General features: G+C 69.4%; 15 protein-coding genes and 4 pseudogenes. 6 read left to right on the top strand and 13 right to left on the bottom strand.

Annotated features, from left to right (window positions below):
- Window positions 1–583 precede the first annotated feature (583 nt).
- From BZY54_RS04355 to BZY54_RS04345, 3 genes are read right to left on the bottom strand one after another with little or no spacing between them, the layout of a single operon-like run.
- Window positions 584–1,276: a 3-oxoacid CoA-transferase subunit B gene (locus BZY54_RS04355; RefSeq protein ID WP_086723204.1), complete on the bottom strand. Its 693-nt coding sequence runs from the start codon at window positions 1,274–1,276 to the stop codon at window positions 584–586.
- Entirely contained in the window at window positions 1,273–1,968 is a 696-nt protein-coding gene (locus BZY54_RS04350; protein ID WP_086723203.1) for a 3-oxoacid CoA-transferase subunit A, read from the bottom strand. Before BZY54_RS04350 ends, BZY54_RS04355 begins: the two co-directional genes overlap by 4 nt.
- Window positions 1,965–3,161, bottom strand: a complete 1,197-nt coding sequence (locus BZY54_RS04345) for a thiolase family protein (RefSeq protein ID WP_086723202.1) — start codon at window positions 3,159–3,161, stop codon at window positions 1,965–1,967. Before BZY54_RS04345 ends, BZY54_RS04350 begins: the two co-directional genes overlap by 4 nt.
- A 70-nt stretch (window positions 3,162–3,231) precedes the next feature.
- Between BZY54_RS04345 and BZY54_RS04340 the strand changes: the two genes are divergently transcribed.
- Together BZY54_RS04340 and BZY54_RS04335 are read left to right on the top strand one after the other, a co-directional pair.
- On the top strand, window positions 3,232–4,113 hold the full coding sequence (locus BZY54_RS04340; RefSeq protein ID WP_086723201.1) for a LysR family transcriptional regulator: 882 nt from the start codon (window positions 3,232–3,234) through the stop codon (window positions 4,111–4,113).
- A 289-nt stretch (window positions 4,114–4,402) separates the two neighbouring features.
- Window positions 4,403–5,236, top strand: coding sequence for a PIG-L family deacetylase (locus BZY54_RS04335; protein WP_086723200.1), 834 nt, complete (start codon window positions 4,403–4,405; stop codon window positions 5,234–5,236).
- On the opposite strand, the gene BZY54_RS52785 is transcribed toward BZY54_RS04335, so the two are convergent.
- From BZY54_RS52785 to BZY54_RS54645, 7 genes and pseudogenes are all read right to left on the bottom strand, one after another.
- Entirely contained in the window at window positions 5,142–5,528 is a 387-nt protein-coding gene (locus BZY54_RS52785) for a DUF2399 domain-containing protein (protein WP_244216952.1), read from the bottom strand. The two genes, BZY54_RS04335 and BZY54_RS52785, sit on opposite strands and share 95 nt — an antisense overlap.
- A 170-nt stretch (window positions 5,529–5,698) precedes the next feature.
- Window positions 5,699–5,962: pseudogene (locus BZY54_RS52780) on the bottom strand (TIGR02679 domain-containing protein); the annotation flags it as partial.
- A 39-nt stretch (window positions 5,963–6,001) separates the two neighbouring features.
- The gene (locus tag BZY54_RS04325) at window positions 6,002–6,334 is read right to left on the bottom strand and encodes an STAS domain-containing protein (RefSeq protein ID WP_086723199.1); all 333 of its coding nucleotides are present in this window, start codon (window positions 6,332–6,334) and stop codon (window positions 6,002–6,004) included.
- 258 nt (window positions 6,335–6,592) lie between these two features.
- Window positions 6,593–6,921 (bottom strand): annotated as a pseudogene (locus BZY54_RS04320) (DUF302 domain-containing protein); the annotation flags it as partial.
- A 10-nt stretch (window positions 6,922–6,931) separates the two neighbouring features.
- Complete coding sequence (locus BZY54_RS04315; protein ID WP_086723198.1) at window positions 6,932–7,420, bottom strand: L,D-transpeptidase; 489 nt, start codon at window positions 7,418–7,420, stop codon at window positions 6,932–6,934.
- A 180-nt stretch (window positions 7,421–7,600) separates the two neighbouring features.
- A complete protein-coding gene (locus BZY54_RS04310) occupies window positions 7,601–8,596 on the bottom strand; it encodes a DMT family transporter (RefSeq protein WP_143667994.1) in 996 nt (331 codons plus the stop codon).
- Window positions 8,597–8,782: 186 nt separating this feature from the next.
- Entirely contained in the window at window positions 8,783–8,917 is a 135-nt protein-coding gene (locus tag BZY54_RS54645; protein ID WP_279634643.1) for a hypothetical protein, read from the bottom strand.
- A 562-nt stretch (window positions 8,918–9,479) separates the two neighbouring features.
- Here BZY54_RS54645 and BZY54_RS04305 point away from each other — a divergent pair.
- Both BZY54_RS04305 and BZY54_RS04300 read left to right on the top strand, forming a co-directional pair.
- Window positions 9,480–10,466 carry a hypothetical protein gene (locus BZY54_RS04305; RefSeq protein WP_158103809.1) on the top strand — a complete coding sequence of 329 codons (987 nt, stop codon included), beginning with the start codon at window positions 9,480–9,482 and terminating at the stop codon, window positions 10,464–10,466.
- Between the two features lie 12 nt (window positions 10,467–10,478).
- Window positions 10,479–10,778 (top strand): annotated as a pseudogene (locus BZY54_RS04300) (TlpA family protein disulfide reductase); the annotation flags it as partial.
- Between the two features lie 330 nt (window positions 10,779–11,108).
- Here the strand turns inward: BZY54_RS04300 and BZY54_RS04295 are convergent.
- Window positions 11,109–12,674: an alpha/beta hydrolase gene (locus BZY54_RS04295; RefSeq protein WP_086723194.1), complete on the bottom strand. Its 1,566-nt coding sequence runs from the start codon at window positions 12,672–12,674 to the stop codon at window positions 11,109–11,111.
- Between the two features lie 287 nt (window positions 12,675–12,961).
- On the opposite strand from BZY54_RS04295, the pseudogene BZY54_RS55285 reads away from it, so the two are divergent.
- Both BZY54_RS55285 and BZY54_RS04285 read left to right on the top strand, forming a co-directional pair.
- Window positions 12,962–13,096 (top strand): annotated as a pseudogene (locus BZY54_RS55285) (IS256 family transposase); the annotation flags it as partial.
- A 285-nt stretch (window positions 13,097–13,381) separates the two neighbouring features.
- Entirely contained in the window at window positions 13,382–13,657 is a 276-nt protein-coding gene (locus BZY54_RS04285; protein ID WP_086723193.1) for a hypothetical protein, read from the top strand.
- A gap of 84 nt (window positions 13,658–13,741) precedes the next feature.
- Here the strand turns inward: BZY54_RS04285 and BZY54_RS04280 are convergent, their stop codons facing one another.
- Together BZY54_RS04280 and BZY54_RS04275 are read right to left on the bottom strand one after the other, a co-directional pair.
- The gene (locus tag BZY54_RS04280; RefSeq protein WP_143667993.1) at window positions 13,742–14,329 is read right to left on the bottom strand and encodes a hypothetical protein; all 588 of its coding nucleotides are present in this window, start codon (window positions 14,327–14,329) and stop codon (window positions 13,742–13,744) included.
- Window positions 14,330–14,763: 434 nt separating this feature from the next.
- Window positions 14,764–15,111 (bottom strand): ATP-binding protein (locus BZY54_RS04275; RefSeq protein ID WP_143667992.1); only part of this gene is annotated, 348 nt, incomplete at its 5' end.

The raw sequence follows: 15,111 nt of genomic DNA, 5'->3' as shown, positions 1-15,111 counted from the left end.
CGGGTTCGGAGGAGTCGGCTTGCTGGACAGCGATCACTCCAGCAGCCCAAGAACGCACCTGGGCCGCGAAGTTGCCCTCCGAAGTTCCGCCGCAAGGTGCTCGACCTCATCGAAGCCGGCCGGTCCGCCAGGCAGGTGGCGGCCGGCCTGAGGCTGAGCGACCAGACCGTCTACGTATGACGGCGCCGGCAGTTGGCCGACTTGGGCCTGCTCCCAGGCACGACCAGCGCCGAGCAGAGCGCGCTCGCGGCGCCCAGCCGGCGGATCGCGGAGCTGGAGACCGAGCCGGCGATCCACCGGCGGGCCGCCGAGCTGCTGGGGAAGGGGGTGCCACCAGAAGGCGGTTCGAGGCCATCGCCGTGATGGCCTCCGAGGGGCTGCCCGCTGCAGCCGGCCAACCCGGGTACTGCGTGTCTCCGATTCCGGCTTTTCAGGCCTGGCGGCGGCGGCGCGCGTCGTCGGCCGGATCATCAGTTGGTTGGCTTGATTCTTGGCTGCCGCGATGAGCCGGTTGATGACAAGCGCGCCGAGCGCGATTGCTGCGCCCACAGGAACCGGAGCGTCAGGTGCGGGCCTGGGGAGGTCAGAGCAGCTCGACGTCGAGGCGTGAGCGCAGCTCGTTGAGGGTGATGCCGTAGGTCTCCAGCACGTGGACGCCGTGGGGCCGCAGGTCGAAGGTGGCGACCTCGGTGTAGACCCGGCTGACGCAGCCGATGCCGGTGAGCGGGTAGCTGCACTGCCGGACCAGTTTGGGCGCACCGGACTTCGTGAAGAGCGTCATCATCACGTAGACGTCCTTGGCTCCGATGGCGAGGTCCATCGCGCCGCCCACGGCGGGAATGTCGCCGGGCTTGCCGGTGTGCCAGTTGGCCAGGTCACCGTGGGCGGAGACCTGGTAGGCGCCGAGCACGCAGACGTCGAGGTGGCCGCCGCGCATCATGGCGAAGGAGTCGGCGTGGTGGAAGTACGCCGCCCCCGGGAGCTCGGTGACCGGGACCTTGCCGGCATTGGTGAGGTCGGGGTCGATCTGGGCGCCCTCGGCCTTCGGCCCCATGCCGAGCATGCCGTTCTCGGTGTGGAGGACGACGCCGAGTTCCTCGGGCAGGTGGTCGGCGATCTTTGTGGGCTGGCCGATGCCGAGGTTGACGAACGCGCCGGCCGGGATGTCCCGTGCGATCACGGCGGCCACCTCGTCCATGCTGAGCGGATGGTCGACGGTGATCGGCGCCTCGCCCGCGGACGCCGAACGTGTCGCGGCGGTGGTGTCGGTGGTCATCGTGCCCCCTGGACGGTGTAGTGGCGGGTCTCGACCGGGACGATGCGGTCGACGTAGATGGACGGCGTGACGACCGCCTCCGGGTCGAGCCCGCCGAGCGGGACGACCTCGTCGACCTGGACGACCGTGGTGGTGGCGGCGGTCGCCATCACCGGGCCGAAGTTGCGGGCGGTCTTGCGGTAGACGAGGTTGCCCATCGGGTCGGCACGGTGCGCGGCGATGAGGGCGTAGTCGCCCTTGATCGGGTACTCCAGCAGGTAGTCGCGTCCGTCGATGGTGCGCACCTCCTTGCCCTCGGCGAGCGGGGTGCCGACCGCGGTCGGGCAGTAGAACGCGCCGATCCCGGCGCCGGCGGCCCGCATCCGCTCGGCGAGGTTGCCCTGGGGCACCACCTCGAGCTCGATCTTCCCCTCGCGGTAGAGCGCGTCGAAGACATAGGAGTCGACCTGCCGCGGGAAGGAGCACAGCACTTTGCGGACCCGGCCGGCCGCGAGCAGCGCCGCCAGTCCCACGTCGCCGTTTCCGGCGTTGTTGGAGACGATCGTGAGGTCCTTCGCGCCCTGCCGGATGAGGGCGTCGATGAGGTCGAACGGCATCCCGGCCAGGCCGAAGCCGCCGACCAGGACAGTGGAGCCGTCCTCGATCCCGGCGACGGCCTCGTCGGTCGAATCCAGCACAGCGGTGCGGCTCACTTCGACACCTCCAGGTTCTCCAGGACGACGGCCAGCCCCTGGCCGACGCCGATGCAGATCGCGGCCACGCCGTACCGCTCGCGGCGTTCCTTCAGGACCGCGGCCAGGGTCCCGAGGATCCGGCCGCCGGAGGCGCCCAGCGGGTGCCCGATCGCGATGGCCCCGCCGCGCTGGTTGACGATCCCGGGATCGCGCAGGCCGTCCTTGAGCCAGGCGTCGATGCAGGCCAGTGACTGGACTGCGAATGCCTCGTTGAGCTCGACCGCACCGACCTGCTCCCAAGTGATCCCGGCGCGGGCGAGCGCTCGGTTGGCGGCCTCGACCGGGGCGTAGCCGAATTCCTGCGGGTCCAGCGCCATCGCGCCTCTGCCGAGGATCCGGCCGAGCGGGTCGTGGCCGATGGTCGCTGCTGCTGCCTCGCTGCCGAGGATCACCGCGGAGCCGCCGTCGGAGAGCGGGGAGGCGTTGCCCGCTGTGATGGTGCCGTCCGGCCGGAACGACGGCTTGAGCTTGGCGAGCTTCTCGGTGCTCGAGTCCGCGCGGATGCCCTCGTCGCGGGTCAGGTCGCCCACCGGGGCGACCAGCGCGTCGTAGAAGCCGTCCTCCCATGCCTGGTGCGCGAGGCGGTGAGAGCGGACGGCGAACTCGTCCTGGCGCTCGCGGGAGATGCCGAAGCGTTCCTGGAGCTGCTCGTTGCACTCCCCCAGCGAGATGGTCCATTCCTTCGGCATCCGCGGGTTGACCAGCCGCCAGCCCAGGGTCGTCGATACCGCGGTGACGTCGCCCGCCGGGAAGGCCCGCGACGGCTTGGGCAGCACCCACGGCGCCCGCGTCATCGACTCGACACCGCCCACGAGAACAACGTCGGCGTCGCCCGTCTCGATCGTGCGGGAGCCGGCCATCGCCGCGTCCAGGCTCGAGCCGCACAGCCGGTTGACCGTCGTGGCGGGCACGCTGGTCGGCAGACCGGCCAGCAGCGCGGCCATCCGGCCGACGTTGCGGTTCTCCTCGCCGGCGCCGTTGGCGTTGCCCCAGACGACCTCGTCGATGGCAGCGGGATCCAGCGACGGCGCCTGCGCGAGCACGCCGCTGATCGCGGTAGCGGCCAGATCGTCGGGCCGGATGTCGGCCAGCGCGCCGTTGAACTTGCCGAACGGTGTCCGCGTGGCGGCGTAGAGGAATGCACTGTTCATGGCTCGACGCTAGACGGCACCGCCGATACTGTGAAGTATCAATATCGACGTCGATTGAGATACTGAAACTATGGATCTGCGCCAGCTCCGCTACTTCGTCGCCGTCGCGGAAGAGCGCCACTTCGGGCGTGCAGCCGAGCGGCTCCACATGGCACAGCCGCCGCTCTCGCACGCGATCCGGCAGCTCGAGGGCGAGCTCGGCACCGCTCTGTTCCACCGCACCACACGTCGGGTCGACCTCACCGACGCCGGCCGCGCCTACCTCGACCGGGTACGGGCGATCCTCGCCGAGGTCGACGAGGCCGCCCACCACGCCCGCCGGGTCGCCGCCGGTGCGGTCGGTCACCTCACCCTCGGCTGCGTCGGCTCGGCGACGTACAGCCTGCTGCCGGCGCTGTCGCGTCACCTCGCCACCGAACTGCCGGGCATCGACTTCTCCTTCCGCGGGGAGATGCTCGCCCCGGATCAGGTGGAGGCGCTGCGCAGCGGCGCAATCGACGTGGCCCTGCTCCGCCCGCCCGCGGCCGACCCGTCCCTCACCGTCCACACCCTGCGCCGGGACCGCCTCGTGGTGGCACTCCCGGCCGAGCATCCACTCGCAGCGAAGACCCAGGTGCGCGCCGCCGACCTCGCCGGCCTCGACCTGATCATGCACTCGGCGGACCGCCACTCGGTGATGCACGATGTCGTGCTCGGTGTCCTCAAAGACGCCGGCGTCGAGCCGCACATCCGGCACGAGGTCGCAGAGACCTCCACGCTCATCACCCTCGTCGCCGGCGGCCTCGGAGTCGCGGTCGTGCCCGAACCGGTGACCGCGCTCGCCCTCGCCGGTGTCGCCTACCGGCCCCTGGTACGTCCGGCGGCGGCGATCGAACTGGCCGTCGCCCACCGCGCCGACCGCAACGAACCCCACCTGGCTCGCACGGTCGAGGTCATTCGCCGGCTCTTTTGAGCGATCTGCGGGCGTCAGTCCTCGTTCACGAGCTGAGCCCGGCGAAGTTCAACACGTTGATGCTGCTGGTGAGGCGTTGTGGCAGGGACATCCAGCGCGGCCGCCCCCGGCGTTTGCCGTTGGAGGACCGGGTACTGCCGGGAAGCAACGCCCTGGCTCATCCGGTGCGGACAATAGAGCCGGTAGGCACGGTGTTGATCCAGTGACAGATCATCAGTGTGCCGTGCCGGACCGTGCCACTTGCCTCGGTGCGGACACCGAGGCCTTTTCACACAGGAGGACTGTTTTCATGAATGACCGGCCCTTGACGCTCATGGCGGTGCACGCCCACCCCGACGACGAGGCCACGGGAACGGGAGGTGTCCTCGCACGGTACGCGGCGGAGGGCATCCGCACGGTCCTCGTGACGTGCACCGACGGCGGTTGCGGTGACGGACCGGGGGGTGTCAAACCGGGCGATCCCGGGCACGATCCGGCAGCCGTCGCCTTGATGCGGCGTCAAGAACTCGAGGCGAGCTGCAACATCCTGAAGGTCAGTCATCTCGAGACGCTGGGATACGCCGACTCCGGGATGATGGGCTGGCCGACCAATGACGCCCCCGGATCCTTCTGGCAGACACCCGTGGAGGAGGGGGCTGCACGACTCGCGGACCTCTTGCGCCGCCACCAACCCGATGTGGTCGTCACCTACGACGAGAACGGCTTCTACGGCCACCCCGACCACATTCAGGCAAACCGCATCACGATGGCGGCGCTGGCGATGACCATGCAGACACCGAAGGTGTACTGGACGACGGCGCCCCGCTCGATGATGCAGCGGTTCGGGGAGGCCATGCGCGAGTTCGGTGCGGACTGGCAGGAGCCGGACCCCGCCGAGGCCGCCGCGATGGCCGAGATCGGACTCCCCGACGAGGAGATCACCACGTGGGTGGACACCTCCGCGTTCGGCGGTCAGAAGTTCGATGCGCTGGCCGCGCACGCCAGCCAGGGCGAGAACATATTCTTCCTCAAGATGGGCCAGAAAAGGTTCACCGAGTTGATGGGCGTCGAGACCTTCGTACGCGTCCAGGACACCACCGGCGCGGCCGTGCCCGAGAACGACCTCTTCGCCGGACTGCGCTGATCCGCCCGCCTTCCCGGGTCCTGAGAAAGCTCATGGTCCGTACGGCTCGATCGAGCGTGCTCGCACGCCTGGCGGCTTGTTCTCGGCGGGTCCGCACCGGCGGCCCTTGATCATCCCAGTCGAAGTCCCCGTGGTAGGCGAAGGTGCATCCGGTGTCGGCCAGCGCGTCGAGCAGTCTGAGGACGACCGTGGTTGCGCTGCCTGAGGGCAGCGGTGCGGTGCGGCCGGCGTCGGCGGCGGCTTCGACCACGCGGGGGTTCTCGCAGACGTGGATGCGGTTGTGGGCGGGCATCTGCAGGTTGAGGGTGCGTAGTTCGCGCAGGGTGAGGTGGGTTTCCAGGTGGTGTTGCGACCGCTCGCGTAGGGCTTTTCGCCCCAGGTGTCGCCTTGGGGGGTGCAGGCCGTAGTGAGCACGGTGCTGGATACCTTGTCCGGGGTGACCGATGCCAGGCGCCACAGAGCTCGGCGCGCAGGCGCGTCGGCGGGAAAGTCGACGTCCCGTGCCAGGGCGATGCCGCGCAGGACCAGCCGGGACAGCAGTGTGCCGTCGTCCAGGCCGCGGGCGGAGCCGGTGGCGCGGGTGGCCAGTTCGCCGCGGCACCAGGTGGCGGGGGTGGGATGCGGGTCAGTGTCGGGGAAGAGGACCGCCAGGGTGTGGATGGCCTGGGTGATGATCGCGGTCGCGGTGTCGGGGGCTTGGCGGGCGAGTGCGCCGCCGCGTCGTATCTCCTCCAGCCACTGATCTGTCCGTACCTGCGCCAGCAGTCACCTCTCGATCGCGGCCACCACGTCGAGCCCGGCGGCGTGCAGAGTCCGCCGCACAGCGTGCCGGGCTCCGCGAACGGTGAGCGTCACCGTCTTCGGCCGCCGCGTGGCTGCGGCCTGCAGCAGGGCGTAGACGCACGCAAGGTCGATCCCGGTGACCTTGTTCATGTCGACGACCCACTCATCGGCCCGGCTCAGCGGCGGGGCATCCAGCTGCTCCTCCAGTTGCCTCAAAACTTCCGCCCTGACCTCTCCGACGAGGATCAGCCCAGCCCGCCGGCCACTGGTCGCCGCCACCGTCAGAGTCGGCGTCGCGTAGCGCTCGGCTGCCATGGCGGCCTCCTTCCGCCCCCACCATCACTTCAGCTCACCTCCATGGTGGCTCGGTCGGCCTGCCGTGGGGGCTCAGAACGGGCGCAGCGAAGAGGACGCCGGCTTACCAGCGCACATCGCCGGTGCGGCGTAGGCGCACAGGCAGGTGAGCACCAGCGCTCGGCTTTCTCATCCAGCGGCTGCTCACCGGGCGGGCGACCTGGACACAGGCGTCCTGGCAGTCAGTCGGCCCTGGTGCCGCGGGGTGCCTGAGGCGGCTCAGCTGCCCGTCCCCGCCCCGGCGAGCGAGGCCAGGGCGGCGTCGAGGCGGCGGACGGGGCTCCTCGGCGACCGGGCGCAGGGCCTCGGGTCCGGTCAGCGTGACCATCGTGCCGGGTCGAGGGCCTGTACGACAGTGCGGTCGCTCTCGGCGCGGACGACCACGTTGCAGGGCGGCAGCAGGCCGATGCTGCGGTCGGCCTCCAGCGCGCGGTGGGCGGACGGCGGGTTGCAGGCTCCGACGATGACGTGGTCCTCCATGTCCTGATCGAGTTTGGCCTTGAGAGTCGCGCCGTGACGTCGATCTCGGTGAGGACGCCGAAGTGCTGCCCGGGTGCGCTACGGGCCGCTCGGGCCGCCTGCGAGGCCGCCGGTGTTCTTGACGATTACCGTGTCGCCGATCCGGCTGAAATCGTAGAAGCGGTGGGCGTCCGCCGTTGTCAGGTGGATGCAGCCGTGAGAGGTGTCGGCCCGGCCGATGGCGTGGTCCCAGGGTGCCGCGTGGACGAACACGCCGGAGGTGGTCAGGCGCACCGCCCAGTGGACCGTGAGGACGTAGTAGTTGGGATTGCGCGGATTACACGTGATGTTCGCGCTGCACGAGGTCATTTTGATGACCGCGTCCTTGCCCAGCACGTGAAACGTTCCGGACGGGGTACGGAAGCCGGGCTTTCCGAAGCTCGCGGGGAAGGTCATCACCGTCCGGCCGTGATCCGTGACGGTCATTTGGTGGGTGGCCGCGTCGATCGTCGAGACGTGGCCCGCGGAGGCCGCCCGGACAGGACCGGCGCCCACCGTCAGGACGGCCGCCAGAGCACCGACCAGCACGAGCCGGGTGGCGTCACGGAGGCCTGGGCGTGGGACTTGGCGTTGGTGGGCCACTTACGATCACCGCCGCTCTCCTTGCAAACCAATTCTGCCCCCTCTCTCCCATCGAAGCGGCTTCGCCTCGTCTTTGGCGGGTTTCCAGGTGGTCGACCGAGTCAACCCAAGAACGGCCGCCGTGCGTCACCGCTCCGCCTCCGGACCGGCCTGGGCGTCCTGCTGTTCCTGCTGTTCCTGCTGTCCGGCCTGACCGGCAAGAAGCGGGGAACGCGTCAGAACCATGACGGCGGCGGCCACCACGGCTGCCGCCACGACCGACAAGACGATGTAGAGGCCGCCACGGACGGCTTCGCCGAAGACGAAGATGCCCCACAGGATCGCGATGACGGGGTCGCTCATCGTCAGTGCGGGTTGGCTGGCCAGCAGTCGCCCTGCCTGCATCGCGGACTGCAGCAGGAACATCGCTCCGGCACCGGCCACGATCATGGCGTAGAGCTGCCAGCTGGTGAACAAGGCGCCGAGGCCGTGGGTGAACGCCACGGTCACGCCCTTGATCAGCGCGGCGGTGAAGCCGAAACCGCAGCCGGTCGCCACACCCAGCAGGGCCGCCTTGCGGGCGCCGTTGGCGGTGAAGTAGGCGCACACGACCACAGCGGCAACCAGGAACACGTTCAGTCCCGAGGCGAATGCCCATGTCAGCGTGGTGGCGTTTGCGGTGGAACCGTGGGACGGGGAGAGGAAGAACAGCAGCCCTGCCAAGCCGGCGACCATCGCGACCGAGGCGGCCCACTCGCGGACGCCGAGGCGGCTGTCGAAGACGAGCGACGACAGCACGAGGGTAGCGGGTAGCTCCAGCAGGAGCACCGGTTGCACCACCGAGAGCTGGCCGTGGCTCAGCGCCGTGGCCTGCAGCAGGAAGCCGACAATGATCGAGGCAACGCCGCCGAACCATACCCGTCGGTGCAGCAGGCTCCACACCAGCCGCCAACTCAGGCTCTCGCTCTCCGGGCGCTCCCGGGCAGCCTTGCGCTGCAGCACGGAGGCCAGGGCGTTGGCGATCGCGGCCAGGACGGCCAGCGGCACACTCAGCACGGCGCGCCGTGTCCAGGTGTCACCGTCCGTGCCAGCGCACGCCAGCGCCGCCTGTGCGCCGCCGGCCGCAGGGCCACGTGTGGCCATGCGTCGGGGCGGCGGAACGGTTGTGGCGCCGTCTGCCGGGCTGATGTGTGTCCGTTGTCCCGTCCTCGTGGGGAAGCGGGGCACGCAGCTTGGGACACGGGAAGGACTCCTCCACGCAGGCCGGACCAGGGCCGGGGCTGCCGGGCCGCTGTGGGCACCGATCGAGCCTGTCGAGCTGTCCGGTTGTCAGCGGACTCTGCCTGCCGTCGCGGTCGTCGTCAGTCCTGGTGCGATCGCGACGGCGCCGGTGGCGGTGTTGCCGGCGATGGTGCCTGTCGTCGCCGATGCGTGCTGCACCGCCCACGGGCGGTAATCGTCCATGCGCCGATAGCGGCGGTGGCCCGGCCCATGCCGAAGGTTCGCTCGTAGGCCGAGCCCTCAGCAGGGCCAGGCACTCGGCCACCTGCGCGGGCCTGAACGAGACTTCTGCGGCTCGGTCCTGCAGGGCCACCAGGTCGGGATGTTTCTCCCTTCCGGTAGGAGTTCTCTGACTCCTACCGCGTGTCCGAACAAAGCCGATCAAATCATTAAGTAACACATGAAATCAGACCCGAAATTCGTACACCCCTCCTCTGAATGCCCTGCTCACCAGTAGTCCCGCGGGTTCGAATGCGGACCGGAAACCCTTCGAGGGGCCGAGAACCGCCGCCCCGATCCTCGACACCCTTGCCGCATACTGTCGACGCTCACCAGGACTCCGGGGAGGTCCAGGGTCCTTGCTGATCGCGTGAAAGGGGCATACCGGTGTTTAGGCCGGTGTCCGGGAGCACACCCAGTGCACATGGAGCAGCGGCAGACGCCGGCACAGGGCCCTGCGTGCGCGATCGGCCACTCCCCCGGCGTCCGGGTGCACTGTCCCGTGGGGAAGGGGCCGGAGGCGGTCGTGAGCGATCCCGACCGGCGGCGCGTCTTTGTCGCCTGCTCCCGTGACAACGCGGTCACGGCACTGGATCTCGACCGGGCCGTTCCGGTGTGGCGGGCCGGCGTGGGACGCGAGCCGATCCCGATCGTGCTGGACAAGCCGACGGAGCGCCTGTTCACCGCGGACGCGCGTTCGGACACGGTGTCCGTGCTGGATGCCGGCACCGGCGACCGGGTCGCGCAGATCCCGGTCGGCGCCTATCCCGCCGGCCTCGGCCACGATCCGGGGCGGCGCCGGCTCTTCGTCGGCAACACCGCCGGTGGAACGATCACCGTGGTCGACACCGACCGGCTCACGGTGCAGGGAACCGTGCCGGCGGAACCCGGTGCGGGCAGTATCGCTGTCGTCCCGGGGTCCGGCCGTGGGTACTGCGCGAACTTCCTTGCCGGATCGGTGACCGTGTTCGACGCGGACACGCTGCAGCCACTGGGCCGTATCGCGGTGCGTGAGGGGCCGTGCAAGGTCGTGGCCGATCCGGCCGCCCGGCACCTGTACGTCGCCAACTCGCTGCACGGCACCATCAGCAGGGTGTCGCTGGACAGCGATGCCGTGCTCGACGAGGTCCCGGTGGAGCGCGCACCGGTCGGGATGTGCGTGGACGCTGCGGGCCGCCGACTCTACGTGTGCAACCGGGGTGCCGGAACGGTCAGCGTCCTGGACACCGGCAGCGGTCGGGAGAGCCACCGGATCGTGGTGGGCAACGCACCTGGCGACTGCGCCCTGGACCCCGTCACCGGCACCCTGGTGGTGTCGAACGCGGGAAGTGGCACCCTGACCTTCGTCGACCGGCCCTGGCTGCCCGCCGGGCCCGCTCCCCGTACCGAGCACCCGCTGGTGGGCCAGCCGCTGCCCGACTTCGAACTGCCGGATCTGCGCGGCGGACGCATCCGCACCACGCGGGAGTGGGCCGAGAAAAGATACGTGATCAACTTCTTCGCGAGTTGGTGAGGCCCCTGCAATGCGGAGGCACCGGTCCTGGAAAGGCTGCGCCGCCGTATGGCCCGGTCCGGGCTGGACGTGATCATGATCAATGTGTGGGAAAACGCCGCCCCGCAGGTCGAGGCCGCGGACTTCGCGGCCGTGTGGGACATCGGCGCGACGGTCCTCCTGGACACCACTGGCGGCTACGCCGCCCGTCTCGGGATCCGCGGTGTCCCGACCAATGTGCTCGTCGACGACCACGGCATCGTGCGTATGGTCGGCGGCACCACACCCGCCGAACTGGACGCCGCGGTGCGCAACCTGCTGGCGGAGGACTGAGCCCCTGCAGTGGCGGAAACCTCCTGGGACGGGACCTGGTCGCTCCGCCCTTGACCGGGTGGGACACGAAGGCCTCCGTGCGGTGAAGATTCGACACCTCCACCACACACGGAGGCCTTCGCCGTGCTCAAGCCCGGCCCGCGTTGACAACGCTCGTGACCAATACACCTGAGCCCGGTTCGGAGGACGGCGTATGCGGACGACGGCCGACCTGGCAAGTTTCTGACCTACGCGGGAGCGCCGGTGACGCCGCTGTTCCCCGTGCCTCTCAGGCGAGTCCGCAATGGCCCGATGGGCCTCGATCTTCGAGACTCGCTTTCTGCCCCTGCATCAGGTGCAGACGGTGCCCACGGGTGGGAGCTGATCGTTCAGCAGGTAGCGGTCGACGGCGGTGTCGACGCAGGTGCTGCCCTGCAAGAAGCCCGTGTGGCCGTCGCCGTTCCGGGTGAGGAGGCGGCCTGAGGAGAGCTGGTGGGCGAGCGCCTGTGACCAGATGTAGGGCGTGGCCGGGTCGCGGGTGGTGCCGACGACCAGGATCGGCGGGGTGCCGGGTGCGGTGATGCGCTGCGAGGGCTGGGTCGGCTCGACCGGCCAGTGCGCACACCCTTGGAGGAAGGGGGAGAAGAGCGCCCCGAACTGGGGTGAGACACGGACGAACTCGGGGAGTGCCGCCTCAGCCTGCGCGGGGGTGAACCGCGGGCCGAACGGGGCGCTGAGGCAGGTGACCGCCGTAGAACCCCAGTCGCCGACGACGGAGTCTTTCTGGTCCGCGGCGAAAACTTTCTGCAGCCCGGTCGCGACGCGGTGGGTCGCCTCGCTCAGCAACAGGCGCAGGGCCTGCCACGCGGGCTCCCGCAGCCCTTCCGTGACAACAGTAAGGAGGAACTGCCCTGTGATGGTGATGTCCTTGGTTGGCTGGAGCGGGTTCTGGTCGAGTGCGGCCACCAGGGCGTCGAGGGTGCGGTCGGCTTCCTCGACAGAGTGGCCGACGGGGCAGTCGGTGCGGGTGGCGCAGTCGGCGGCGAAGGACTCCCAGGCGACCTGGTATCCGTGCGCGGCGTCCAGGAAGCGGTGGTAGCCGTCGATGGAGGGGTCTACGGCTCCGTCCAGGACCATGCGGCCCACACGGGAGGGGAAGAGTTCGGCGTAGGTGGCCCCGAGGTAGGTGCCGTAGGAGAAACCGAGGTAGTGCAGCCGTTCGTCTCCGACGAGGGCGCGCATGAGGTCCAAGTCCCGTGCTGCCTCCGGGGTGCCGACGTGGGGCAGTAGCCGCCCGGAGTGCAGTCGGCACGCATCGGCGGTCGTTTCGACCACCGCGTCCACGCCCTCGAAGTCTGGCTGCTCGGAGGTGGTGATCACGCCGGCATTGAGGAGGGCCATGGCCGTGTCGGTGTTGCAGTCCACCGGGGTGCTCTCGCCGACCCCACGCGGGTCGACCGCGACCAGGTCGTAGGCGGCGCGCACCGATGGCGGGAAGGCATCAGCGATGTCCCACAGTCCGGTGATGGCCGGGTAGCCTGGGCCACCGGGGTTGTATAGCAGGGAGCCGATCCGTTTCGCGCCGGTCCCGGTGGCCCGTTTGCGGGTGGCTGCCAGCGTGATGTCGCCCGCGTCGGGGTGGGCGTAGTCCAGCGGCGCCTTCAGGGTCGTGCACTGGAAGCCCGGTTTGTCCGGGCAGGGCTTCCAGTGCAGTTGCTGCTGGTAATAGCGCAGCAGACCTGCCGGGACGGGGGCCGTGGAGGCGGTGGCCTCCGTTCCGGCGGGGATATGTGCCGGGCTCAGCCGCAGCTGGGTGGCCGTGCACGAGGTCAGCAGCAGCCCGCAGGCGCTCAGCACCGCAAGCGCGCCGCGGAGCCTGCGCCGGGGTATTCGGTCACTGGTCAGGTCAGCGTTCATCGCCAGCCTTCGCTTCTGCCCGCGCGGGACACGGGACTTGCGGGGATCGAGGGTGGGGTCGCGATCGTCGGCCCTGGCGCCAGGACCCGTCCTCGAGCGGCGCTCTCGCCAATCCACCTCGCGATATGTGACCAGTGCACCACAGAGCGTGTTCATGTGACCGTCCGACTGAGCCGAATGCGTGAACCGTGCTGCTCCATGTTTCAGGCGGTGCGCCAGAAGCTCCGGGCCACAACACTCAGCCGCAACGACGCACCGACCTCGACGCCCTCGGCATGCGCTGGTGAGGCAGAATCCTGGCCGAGCAGAACGACGAGTGGACCGAGGGCCGCCGCTACATGGGCCGCGAGCTCCTCGCCAAGGCCCGCCTCCACCCAATCGAGTCAGAAACCGACGACACCGTCCTGCCCACCGAACTCACCCCGCATAACCTCGAAACGAGATCAGCGAGTGGCCGCCGACACACCACTCCAGCGGACGTGACCCGGCACGCTTGATTGTCGGCGCAGGCTCCGTGCGTTCCTTGCCAGGTATGGCTGGGGGGAACGGTGACGAACCCGCGTCCGGCGCGGCGCCCGCTGTCCTGTCTCGGGATCGTCGTCCCCGTGGTGCCAGCCGCAGGGGGCGTCCGGCTGTTCCCGGACGATCTACCGATTCCCGCCGACGCCAAGGACGTTCACTATGAACGGCTCGGCCGAGGTGACCTTTTGAGCGCCCTGATGCCGGGGCACCTGCACCGCACGGGTACGGTTCCCGACGGCCAGGACTTGTTCGACCACCGGTACGGCGGCCCGGCGGTCGCCGGCCCCGTGAACCCGCTGCCGAACGGCCTGTGCAGGTCCGCCCCTGCGGGCCCCATCTGGATCTACCCGTCACCGAGTTCCGCAGGCGCCGGTCTCGGCGTCATGATCGAGTGTTCCGACATGCTCGGTGGCGGCTTCCGCTTCGCGGCTCGGGCCGTGATCACTTTCACCCTCGGCTGAGGCGGAGGCGGAGGGGTTCTCGGGCCGACGTCGACGGCGGCGGCTTCGGGAAACCGCTGGGAGATACGCGACGACATCCACGAGTCAGGGGATGTGCAGGGAACCTGTGAGCTGCTGGTAGAGCTGTTTCACGCCCTTTTCGTCTGCGGCAGGGCCACTGGCCCCGAGTCCGACGAGGTGGTCGGCGGCGGCGACGTAACGGATGAGGACCACGCGCGGGACACCCTTGTCGTCGAACGTGATCCGGCCCTCGCGGGCGGGATGGCCGGCGACTTTAAGGGGCTGGTCCCTGCTGACGGTCCCCTTGGTCGAAGTGGCAATGCCGCGGATGGCCGGGTCCAGGGCGGCCTTGGTATCTGCTCCGTGCATGTCCGTGACCTGGAAGACAGCCTTGTTTTTCCCGGCTCTGACCACGTACATCCGTAGCTGGAAGGTCTTACCGTTCAAGGTGATCGAGTCGTGCACGACTTTGGTCCTACCAGGCAGCTTGACGGTGATGCCGCTCGGTGCGTCGGTGGTCTTGACCCACTGCGCGGCGACGCTGCGAGGCGGGCTGGTGACCGAGCACCCGGCGGTGGCGGCGAGGCGCAGGCTGCCGATGCGCGCGACGTCCTGGGGGGTGCTGACGGCGGTGGCCCCGCCTATCGCCGCGCCAGTCAGAACGGCGGTCAAGCCGGCGGTGGTGGCGGTGCGAACAAAGTGGCGTGTAGTTCTCATGGGCCCTCCCGGTGGCCTGAGCTCCCCGTCGATGAGGATGGGCTCCACATTCCAGTCGACTGCGGCTCGTCCCACCTGTCATCTCCAGCATCAGCAGCAAAACGGTCGGCTGTCCCGAGCGACAGGGACACCCCTTCTAGCCGGTCGTTTCCGGTTCCGCATGCCGTACAGCCCGCGAGATGGGCACGATGGGCGGCTCCGAGAGCCGACCACGCAGAATCCACCGGTCTGCCCGTCCCACTCCCCCATCCGGTCGTACTCTGGCGCGCGCTCCGCCAGGGCACCTCAGCAAGATCTTGCTCGTGCTGCTCTTCTTACCCACTACCTGGAACTGCTTCCTGCGGGACCTTTCGTCCCAATATCAGGCCGTCCAGCCCAGCGGGGGAACTTCACTCGCTGTCAGGTGTGACGGTTTGTTCGGCCCAGATGGTCTTGCCGGTGGGGGTATGGCGGGTGCCCCAGCTGTCCGCGAGTTGGGCGACGAGGAGGAGACCGCGTCCGCCTTCGTCGTAGACGCGGGCACGGCGCATGTGAGGGGTGGTGCTACTGGTGTCGGAGACTTCACAGATGAGGGTGGTGTTGTGGTGGATCATGCGGAACTGGACGGGGGGTTTGCCGTAGCGGATGGCGTTGGTGACGAGCTCGCTGACGATGAGTTCGGTGATGAAGGCGACGTGGGTCAGTCCCCACGTGGTGAGCTGGGCGGTGGCATTTTGGCGGGCGCGGGCGACGACGGC

Origin of the sequence: Streptomyces carpinensis, assembly GCF_002154505.1 — a bacterium.
In the GTDB taxonomy this organism is placed as follows: Bacteria; Actinomycetota; Actinomycetes; order Streptomycetales; family Streptomycetaceae; genus Streptomyces; species Streptomyces carpinensis.
This window is presented reverse-complemented; position numbering and strand designations above follow the sequence as displayed.

Coding starts and splice junctions, on each gene's coding strand:
- BZY54_RS04345 (WP_086723202.1), bottom strand. CDS start 3,161: ATGAACAGTGCATTCCTCTACGCCGCCACGCGGACACCGTTCGGCAAG.
- BZY54_RS04295 (WP_086723194.1), bottom strand. CDS start 12,674: ATGAACGCTGACCTGACCAGTGACCGAATACCCCGGCGCAGGCTCCGC.
- BZY54_RS04310 (WP_143667994.1), bottom strand. CDS start 8,596: ATGGCCACACGTGGCCCTGCGGCCGGCGGCGCACAGGCGGCGCTGGCG.
- BZY54_RS04335 (WP_086723200.1), top strand. CDS start 4,403: ATGAATGACCGGCCCTTGACGCTCATGGCGGTGCACGCCCACCCCGAC.
- BZY54_RS52785 (WP_244216952.1), bottom strand. CDS start 5,528: ATGCCCGCCCACAACCGCATCCACGTCTGCGAGAACCCCCGCGTGGTC.
- BZY54_RS54645 (WP_279634643.1), bottom strand. CDS start 8,917: ATGGACGATTACCGCCCGTGGGCGGTGCAGCACGCATCGGCGACGACA.
- BZY54_RS04355 (WP_086723204.1), bottom strand. CDS start 1,276: ATGACCACCGACACCACCGCCGCGACACGTTCGGCGTCCGCGGGCGAG.
- BZY54_RS04325 (WP_086723199.1), bottom strand. CDS start 6,334: ATGGCAGCCGAGCGCTACGCGACGCCGACTCTGACGGTGGCGGCGACC.
- BZY54_RS04340 (WP_086723201.1), top strand. CDS start 3,232: ATGGATCTGCGCCAGCTCCGCTACTTCGTCGCCGTCGCGGAAGAGCGC.